Source organism: uncultured Thiodictyon sp. (assembly GCF_903828115.1).
In the GTDB taxonomy this organism is placed as follows: Bacteria; Pseudomonadota; Gammaproteobacteria; order Chromatiales; family Chromatiaceae; genus Thiodictyon.
In genome coordinates this window covers 1-5,573 of sequence record NZ_CAIKKU010000242.1, presented here as the reverse complement: position 1 = coordinate 5,573, position 5,573 = coordinate 1, and the positions used below count along the sequence as shown (strand labels likewise).

At 71.7% G+C, this 5,573-nt stretch carries 3 protein-coding genes; 1 reads left to right on the top strand and 2 read right to left on the bottom strand.

What is annotated here, in order from left to right:
- The first annotated feature begins 167 nt into the window (after nucleotides 1-167).
- Nucleotides 168-1,223: an S-methyl-5-thioribose-1-phosphate isomerase gene (mtnA, locus tag QZY48_RS09080; protein ID WP_295430314.1), complete on the top strand. Its 1,056-nt coding sequence runs from the start codon at nucleotides 168-170 to the stop codon at nucleotides 1,221-1,223.
- 39 nt (nucleotides 1,224-1,262) lie between these two features.
- Here the strand turns inward: mtnA and prsT are convergent, their stop codons facing one another.
- Complete coding sequence (gene prsT, locus QZY48_RS09075) at nucleotides 1,263-4,058, bottom strand: XrtA/PEP-CTERM system TPR-repeat protein PrsT (protein WP_295430312.1); 2,796 nt, start codon at nucleotides 4,056-4,058, stop codon at nucleotides 1,263-1,265.
- A 214-nt stretch (nucleotides 4,059-4,272) separates the two neighbouring features.
- A complete protein-coding gene (locus QZY48_RS09070; protein ID WP_295430309.1) occupies nucleotides 4,273-5,301 on the bottom strand; it encodes an RNA methyltransferase in 1,029 nt (342 codons plus the stop codon).
- Between the last annotated feature and the right edge of the window lie 272 nt (nucleotides 5,302-5,573).

Genomic DNA, 5,573 nt, shown 5'->3' with positions numbered 1-5,573 from the left:
CGTGGTCGGATTATTCGATTACGACAACGACAACGACAACGACAACGACAGCGTACCCGGGATCTCGGTCACCACATCAGTTCTGATCGCACCCAACCTGGGCGGGGGCCTATGGCAGCGGGTGCGAATCGGCGACAATGCCGGGCCTCATCCTACCCGGAGCCCCCATGCAAACCACGCTTCCCGCTGCCCCCACCCCGGACGATGCCGCCCTGTGGCACGGCGGCCGACTCTACCTGGCCGATCAGCGGCTGCTGCCCGACCGCGCCGAGTTCCTGGCGCTGGATGACGCGCCGGGGGTGGCCGAGGCGATCCGCGCCATGGTGGTACGCGGGGCCCCGGCCATCGGGGTCGCCGCCGCCTACGGGGTGGTCTTGGCCGCCCGGACCGCCTACCGTGCGGCCGGCCCGGCCTGGCACGACGCGGTCACCGCCGACCTGGACCTGCTCGCCCAGGCGCGGCCCACCGCCGTCAATCTGGCCTGGGCGGTGCGGCGGATGGCGGCGCTCATCGCGCGTCTGGACGGCGCCGACCCGGAACCGGCCCTGCTGGCGGAGGCCCTGTCGATCCACGCGGAAGATCGGGCCGCCAACCGCCGCATGGGCGATCTCGGCGCCGGGTTGATCACCGGGCCGACCGATGTCATTACCCACTGTAATGCCGGCGCCATCGCGACCGGCGGCTACGGGACCGCCCTGGGGGTGATCCGCAGCGCCTATGCCGCCGGGAAGATCCGCCGTGTCTACGCCGACGAGACCCGCCCCTGGATGCAGGGTGCGCGTCTCACCGCCTGGGAGTTGATGGATTCGGGGATCCCCGTGACCCTGCAGGCGGACGGGGCCGCGGCCAGCCTGATGGCGGGCGGCGGGGTCGGGTGGGTGATCGTGGGTTCGGACCGCATCGCCGCCAACGGGGACGTGGCCAACAAGATCGGTACCTATGGGCTGGCGATCCTGGCCCGCTACCACGGGGTCAAGGTGATGGTCGCCGCACCCACCTCGACGGTGGACATGGACCTGAGCTGCGGTCGCGATATCCCCATCGAGGAGCGCGACCCGGAGGAACTCCTGTCCTGCGGCGGCCGGCGCCTGGCCCCGGCCGGCTGCGCCGCCCGCAACCCGGTGTTCGACGTGACCCCCGCCGCCCTGGTCGATGCCATCGTCACCGAGCGGGGGGTGGTGCTGGCGCCAACGCTGGAGAAGATGCGGGCGCTGATGGGCTGAGCACTGGTCCGGGCGGCGGCTGATCCGACGCCTCCCGCTTCAGGGCGCAAGCGACTGGAACAACGCCCACGCCTCGTTCTGTTCGGGGAAGGATCGTTGCAGGATCGGGCGCAGCGTGCCCCGCGCCGCGCCCCGGTCCCCGGCGGCGGCCTGGGCCGAGGCGTAGTGGAAGGCGATGCTCGCATCGTCCGGCAGGGCCGTGTTTGCCTTATTGAGCAGTTCCAGTGCCCGGGCGCGCTCGCCCTTGGCGAGCAGCAAGACCCCCAGGGTGTCGGTGGTCACCGCATCCTGCGGGTCCAGGGCGTGCGCCTGCTCCGCATAGCGCAGCGCCGTCGCCGGGTCGCTCCGGCGCAGCAGCCAGGCCAGATTGTTGAGCGCCGCGCGGTGCTGCGGCTGCCTGGCGAGGACCTCGGCGTAGACCTGGCGCTCCTCGTCCGGGCGTGACTCTTGCCGGTAGAACTGCGCCAGGGTCATCATGGACTCGACCTCGTCCGGGTGTGCGACCAACCATTCCCGGATGATGCGCGTCGCCTCCGGCAGGTTCCCCATCCTCTCTTCGGCCAGCACGAGGGCACGGTAGGCGGCCTGGTTGGTCGGGAAGTCCCGATGCAGGTCCACCAGGCGCCGCCGTTCGGCTTCCGGATCGCCGTCGACACCCAGGGTCTGCGCCGCGGCCACGGCGAGTTCCACGTTGTCCGGCACCACCGCCTGGAGCCTGGTCACGAGGGCCGCTTTGGTGGTTGGGTCCGAGACGGCCGCCAGGACCAGCAGGGCGGTGGGCAGGGCCTGCGGACGCCCCGGCTCGAGCTCCAAGCCCCGCGCCGCATGTTCCACCATGGTGCCGGTGTCCTTCGCCGCCAGTGCCGCCTGCGCCAACAGCAGGTGCGCCGCCGCGGATTGGGGTTGCGCGGCGACCAGGTCCCGGAGCGTCGCCACGGCGGTATAGGCTTGCCCGGAGGCAAGCTCCGCCTGGCCGCGGACCAAGAGCAGGTTGGGATCCGCGTTGCCCCCCGACGGGGCCTCCTGCAGCAGGTGGAGCGCCGCACCGGGGTCTTTGGTGAGGATCAGGAGCCGCGCCAGTGCCGCGCGCAGCGCCGCATTGGCCGGGGCGGCGGCCAGCCCCACCCGCAGGCGCTCAAGCGCCGCCGCGGTCGCACCGGCATCGGTGTCGAGTTGGGCCAGGAGCACAAGCGCCTGGGTGTTGCCGGGCTCGGCCACGAGCGCCTGCTCATACAGCCGGCGCGCCCCGGCCGGATCGCCGCCCGCCGCGATCAACCGGCCGAGGTTCAGGGCGGCACCCGGGAACCCGGGCTGCAACTCCAGTGCCTTGCGCAAGGCGGCCTGGGCCGCCTCCGGCTGCTTGGCCGCCAGGTGTGCCAGCCCCTGCGCCGCGGCGGCCCGCGGGTCCCGCGGGGCCTGGGCCACCGCCTCCTGCGCCTCGCGCAACGCGGCCGCGGCCTGCCCATCGGCGAGATAGGCGTCGATCAGGAGCAACCGGACCTCCAGCCGGTCGGGCGCGGCGACCAGGGTCCGGCGCAGGGTCTCCTGCGCCGCCTTCGGCCCCTGCGCCTGTAGCATCAGCGCGGCCAACCGCATCGCCGTCGGCACGTCCGTCCCCGCGAGCCGCGCGGCGATGCGCAACTGTTCGAGGGCGGCAGCCGGCTGATCCAGTCCGATGAGGGCGCGGGCCTGCAGTTCGAGCACCTCGCGGTCCTGCTGCGCGGGCCCCGCCCTAGGCGCCAGCAGGTCCGCGGCCGCCTGGTTACTGCCGCGCGCGAGCCGGGCCGCGGCCAGGACCTTGACTGCCATCAAGGCCTGCGGATCGGACTTGAGATAGGCGTCAAGGTACTCCTCGGCCCGTTGGTACTCACCGAGCTGGTAGGAGATGGCCCCCAGGCAGTACAGCGCCCGGCCCTGGGTGGGCTGGCGATGCACATAGGCCTCCAGAAGGTCCTTGGCCTTGGGGTAGTCGCCGGCCTGGAAGGCGATCAGGCCCTCCAGATAGTCGAGTTCCGCACTCGCGGGAAACAGCTCGCGGGCGAGCGCGACGTCGGCCTGGGCGCCCTGCGGGTCGCCGCCGTCGAGCCGGGCCTCGGCACGCCGCAGATAGGCCTGCCAGCGGCCCGCGGAGGATTCGGCCGCGCGGGTGTACGCGGCCTGCGCCTCGGCATAGCGGTGTTGCCGATACTCCAGGAACCCCAAGGCCAGCCAGGCCGCGTCCGGGTCGCTGCCCGCAGTGCCGGCACTGGTCAGGAGCTGCCGTGCGGCCGCAAGATCGCCGCGCGCCGTCGCGCGCCTGGCCTGGCCGATCAGGGCGCGGGTGTTGGTTGGGCTCGCCTCCAGGGCTTGGGTGTAAGCCTCATCGGCGGCCTGCTGCTCGTCGCGGCCCAGGTAGGCATCCCCGCGCAGGGCCAGTACCTCGGCCCGGAGCTCGGCCGGCTGGTCGACGTCGGGGATCAGTTCGGCGATGACCCGATCGAACTTGCCTTCAGCCACCAACGCCCGCCCGCGGACCTCCAGCAGCGCCAGCCGCGCCACGCCCTGCCGGAGCGCCCGGTCGGCCTCCTGCTCAGCCGCGGCAGGATCGTTGCCGTCCAGATAGACCTGGGCGAGCAAGGCGCGCGCCTCGCCCAGGGACGGGTCCCGCTGGAGCAGGCCCTTGAGTGCCGTCGCGGCGGGAATCAGGCGCCCGGCCTGCCAATCCGCACGCGCCCGCTCGAGCGCCGCATCGGCGGCGGACACGGACCCGGCGGCGGCGAGGACCAGCACGGCCAGGGCCGTGACCACGGCGGACCCTAAGGCTTGCAGGATCGGTCTGTTACGCGGGACAGCCATGGGGTGACCTCGGTAATGGGTGTTGAAGTAGCGCAGCGGCCGCGGGCCGACCTGATCGCACCGGACGGTCGCACTGGACCCCCGGCACCGGCGTCTGCCCACCGTGGGCAGCGCAGTCGGTGAACTGCCCGCGTCCGGCCGTAACGCGGCCCCGGGTGATCAAAAACTACCCCGTGGCGACGCCACTGTAAAGCGCCGCGGTGGACCGACGGACTCAAGCGGCTTCCCGCGGGAGCGCGCGCGCCCGCAACTGACCGCAGCCGCCGTCGATGTCCTGCCCGGCGGAGTTGCGCAGCCGGGTGACGATGCCGCGGCGCTGCAAGGCGCCGGCCAGGGCGGCGGCGCGCTCCCGGGAGGTGCGGGTGAAGGGGAGCCCGTCATTGCTGTTGTAGGGAATGAAATTCATCATCGCGTATTTGCCGGCAAGGAGGCTCGCGATGCCCTCCAACTCCGCATCGGTATCGTTGATACCGGCCAGCAGGGTCCATTGGTATTGGATCGGATAGCCGGTGGCGCGGGCATAATGCTCGCCCAGTTCGACCAGTTCCGCGGGGGCGATGCGCGGCGCCCGGGGCAGCAGGCGGGCGCGCAGTTGCGCCTTTGTGCTGTGCAGGGAGAGGGCCAGCGCCGGCTTGACGGGGCCGAGCGGCAGGCGCTCGAAGACCCGGCGGTCGCCGACGGTGGAGACGACCAGGTCCTTGTGCCCGATGGCTCCGCTGGTGCCGAGCAGTTCGACGGCCGCGAGCACGTTTACGAGATTATGGGCCGGCTCGCCCATGCCCATGAACACCACCCGCTCGACGGCCCGCAGTCCGCGGGCCAACACCACCTGGGCGACGATCTCGGCGCTGCCGAGTTGGCGCCGCAGGCCGGTGCGCCCGGTCATGCAGAAGACGCAGCCGACCGCGCAGCCGACCTGGGTGGAGACGCAGAGCCCGCCTTGGGGTAACAGCACGCTCTCCACCGTCTGGCCGTCGGCCAGTTCGACCAGGAGGCGCGCGGAGCCATCCGCGCCGGGGTGTTCGGCGCGCAGCCGGGCCAGTGCGCCCAGTTCCGCGGTCAGGGCCGGCAGCAGTGCGCGTACCCGCAGGGGCAGAAAGTCCTCGGCCCGGCGTCGCCGCGTGTCCACGGATTGCACCCGCGCCCAGGCCTGCAGCACGCGCTGTTCGTGACAGGGCTTGGCGCCGTGGTCGCGCAGGCGTTGGCGGATCGCTTCGATCCGCGTGATCTTCAGTGTGGGCATGGTCTCAACCGATCATCCTGGAAAGACACCTGTTTCGCAAACACACGCAAATTTCGGATCACGGCGACGGCCGACTTGGTGTTTCTCGTGCCTGAACCCCATCTCTTGCGCCTCTGCGCCGACCGGGTCCGCTACAATCGTGGCGCCCCAGGCCCGATCGTCCGGGCCGCAGAACCCGGTTTCCACAAGCGACAGCTACCGGAGGTTCTCACGAACCGGGCGTCGTTGTCGTTGTCGTTGTCGTTGTCGTAATCGTGGTCGCATTATTCGAT